Genomic DNA, 485 nt, shown 5'->3' on the forward strand with positions numbered 1-485 from the left:
ATTGGTTCTATTGGCGGCCGCATCGTCTTTTGGATTGACGGATTGCCAGCCCCGGCCCGTCCATTCCACCGCCTGAAACCGGGCAAGCTGCGTCATAGGCAAACGCACTTGCCCGCTCAGCATCGCCATGCGCAACCAGTCAGGAAAGATGGAACCGCAGTAATGATCTGCAAGCCAACCCTGCAGCACGCCCCATTGTTCGCGCTCTTCACCAAGCCCGGCCCGCAATGACGAGAAATTGGCCTTTTCCAAGTCGCTGGACAAAGACGAATAGGCCACATCAAGCCCCGAACAAACGCCGCGCAGCATGATCTTGATGAAAGGTTCCATCTCCCCACTTGGATAGGCCGGGTCAAAAGCTTTGAAGTCATAGCCCTGTGGCAGCTCTTCCAAAACACCGGCTTCCATTTCTTCAAGCCGGGGCCGTTCCTGCTCATCGTAGAATTCTTCTTCTTCTACGTCTTCCGCCTCGCCATTGGTCCCGG

The 485-nt window shown here is 56.1% G+C and carries 1 protein-coding gene; it reads right to left on the reverse strand.

Annotated features, from left to right (window positions below; genetic code table 11):
• The coding region (locus PsWM33_RS27545) for a phage portal protein (protein ID WP_193778476.1) at positions 1-485 on the reverse strand (485 nt) is incomplete at both ends.

The organism is Pseudovibrio sp. WM33, assembly GCF_001623165.1.
In the GTDB taxonomy this organism is placed as follows: Bacteria; Pseudomonadota; Alphaproteobacteria; order Rhizobiales; family Stappiaceae; genus Pseudovibrio.